General features: G+C 57.2%; 1 protein-coding gene. It reads left to right on the top strand.

Annotated elements, in window-relative coordinates:
* On the top strand, nucleotides 1-3,280 hold a 3,280-nt coding region (locus K0625_RS24210; protein WP_220111916.1), incomplete at both ends, for a beta strand repeat-containing protein.

The following is a 3,280-nucleotide window of genomic DNA, read 5'->3' on the forward strand; positions in this document are numbered from 1 at the left end:
AAGCCGGTAACACCCTGTTCAGCGGCCCCGTCACTCAGGCGATGCTCACTAATGGCCTCACCTTGGCCATCGACGCCCCTGTTACCGGCACTAACCTCGTGGTGACCGCCACCGTCACCGACCCTGCCGGCAACACCGCCACAGGCAATGACGCGGCAACACTCGATTACGGTATTGGCAGCGGCGCACCCGCCAGCCCAACCGTCACCATCGATGAAGATAGCAACGATGATGGCTTTATTAACGACGCTGAGCTTGATGGTCAAATCAACATCACGGTTGAACTCGGTGCAGGCACCGCCGTCGGCGACACCTTAGTGGTCACCGACCAAGCGGGTAACGAACTGTTCAGCGGCCCTGTCACTCAAGCGATGATCGATGACGACCTTAGCCTAGTGATGGACGCACCCGCCACGGGCACGAACCTCGTCATTACCGCCACCGTCACGGATCCTGCGGGTAACACCGCCACCGATAATGACAGTGCCACCCTTGACTATGGCAGCAGCGTCCCACTGGCACCCACGGTTGATATCACTGAAGATGCCAACGGTGATGGCTTTATTAACGACGCAGAGCTTAACGGCCAAATCAACATCACCGTGACACTCGGTGAAGGCACGGAGGTGGGCGACACCTTAGTCGTCACTGACCAAGATAATAATGTCCTGTTCAGTGGCCCCGTCACGCAGGCGATGCTTGATAATAATAACGTCCTCGACTTAGCCATCGATGCTCCCGTCACTGGCACTAATTTAGTCGTGACGGCAACCGTCACCGATCCGGCCGGTAACACCGCCACCGGCGATGACAGTGCACTCCTCGATTACGGGGTGGGCACCGGCGCACCAGCCGCGCCACAAGTTGAAATCACTGAAGATACCAACGACGATGGCTTCATTAATGACGCTGAGCTTGATGGTCAAATCAACATCACCGTTGAACTTGGTGAAGGCACCGCTATCGGCGACACCTTAGTGGTCACTGACCAAGACGGTAATGAACTGTTTAACGGTACAGTCACCCAAGCCATGCTCGATAACGGCCAAGCGGTCGTGATGGACGCGCCAGCAACCGGCACCAATGTCATCGTCACCGCGATGGTCACCGACCCTGCTGGCAACACCGCCACCGCCTCAGATAACGCCCTACTTGATTACGGCACCGGTGTGGGCGCACCGGCAGCGCCAGTCGTTGATATCACTGAAGATACTAACGGTGATGGCTTTATCAATGATGCAGAGCTTGACGGTCAAATTAACATCACCGTGACACTCGGTGATGGCACACAGGTGGGCGACACCTTAGTCGTCACCGACCAAGACAATAATGTCTTGTTCAGCGGCCCTGTTACGCAGGCCATGCTTGATAATAATAACGGCCTCGACTTAGCCATTGATGCACCAGCCACGGGGACGCAAGTGGTTATCACCGCAACCGTCACCGATCCTGCCGGCAACACGGCACAAGGCACAGACAGCGCGACCCTCGATTACGGTACAGGCACGGGCGCACCAGGTGCACCTCTGGTTGAGATCACTGAGGACGCCAACGACGATGGCTTCATTAATGACGCGGAGCTTGATGGTCAAATCAATGCCACCATCACCCTAATGCCTGGCACCGCTATCGGTGACACCATCCTCATTACCGACCAAGACGGTAATGAGCTCGTTAACGAGACCGTGACGCAAGCCATGCTTGATGATGGTATCGAGGTCAGCTTTGATGCCCCGACAACGGGCACTAATGTCGTCGTCACCGCGACGGTCACCGACCCTGCTGGCAACACCGCCAGCGCCTCAGATAACGCCCTACTCGATTACGGCACTGGCGTGGGCGCCCCCGCAGCGCCAACGGTTGAGATTGTTGAGGATGCCAACGATGATGGCACCATCACCGATGCGGAGCTTGATGGTCAAATCAACATCACCGTCACCTTAGGCAGCGGCACTGAGGTCGGTGACACCATCACCATCACAGACCAAGATAACAATGTGCTCTACACCGGCCCGGTCACTCAGGAGATGCTCGATAACGACAACGGTATTGACCTTGCTATTGATGCACCTGCGAGTGGCACTAACTTGGTTATCACCGCCACCGTCACCGATGTGGCAGGCAACACCGCCACGGGCACTGACAGTGCGACACTGGACTACGATGACAGCGTCACCGTACCGGGCGCACCGACCGTGGTTATCACCGAAGACACCAACAACGACGGCTACATCAATGATGCCGAGCTTGAAGGTCAAATCAACATCACGGTGGAGCTCGGCGCCAACACTGTCGTGGGCGACACCTTAGTGGTCACCGACCAAGCGGGCAACGAGCTGTTCAGTGGCACCGTCACCCAAGATATGCTCGATAATGGCCTCGACTTGGCCATGGACCCACCGGCGACCGGCACTAATCTGGTTATCACCGCGACGGTCACTGATACCTTGGGCAATGAAGCGGCAGGCAGTGATAATGCGCTGCTCGATTACGGCTCTGGCAGCGGCGCACCGGCGGCCCCAACTGTTAACATCACCGAAGATATCAACAACGATGGCTTCATTAATGATGCAGAGCTTGATGGTCAAATCAACGCCACCGTCACTTTAGGCGCGGGCACCGTGGTGGGCGACACCGTCACCATCACCGACCAAGATGGCAACACCCTGTTCACGGGCACCGTGACCCAAGCGATGCTCGATAACGGCATCGACGTGAGCTTTGATGCACCGGCCACCGGCACCGACCTCGTGGTCACCGCCACGGTCACTGACGCTGCGGGTAACAGCGCTGAAGGCTCAGATGCGGCGACGCTTGATTACGGCACTGGCACGGGCGCACCTGCTAGCCCAACCGTGGTCATCGATGAAGATGCCAACAACGATGGCTTCATTAATGAGGCGGAGCTTGATGGTCAAATCGACATCACCGTCACCTTAGGGGCGGGCACCGCTGTGGGTGACACCTTAGTGGTCACCGACCAAAATAATGTCGAGCTATTTAGCGGCACCGTCACGCAAGCCATGATAGATGATGGCCTTGCCATTGCCTTTGATGCGCCAGCGACAGGCACGAATTTAGTGGTGACGGCCACCGTCACTGACGCGGCGGGCAACACGGCTGATGGCTCAGATGCAGCGACCTTGGATTACAGCACAGGCACCGGCGCACCGGCGGCCCCCACCGTGGTCATTGATGAGGATGCCAATAATGATGGCTTTATTAACGATGCGGAACTTGATGGCCAAATCGATGCCACTGTCACCTTAGGCGCTGGCAC

The organism is Shewanella nanhaiensis (genome assembly GCF_019457885.1).
Taxonomy (GTDB): domain Bacteria; phylum Pseudomonadota; class Gammaproteobacteria; order Enterobacterales; family Shewanellaceae; genus Shewanella; species Shewanella nanhaiensis.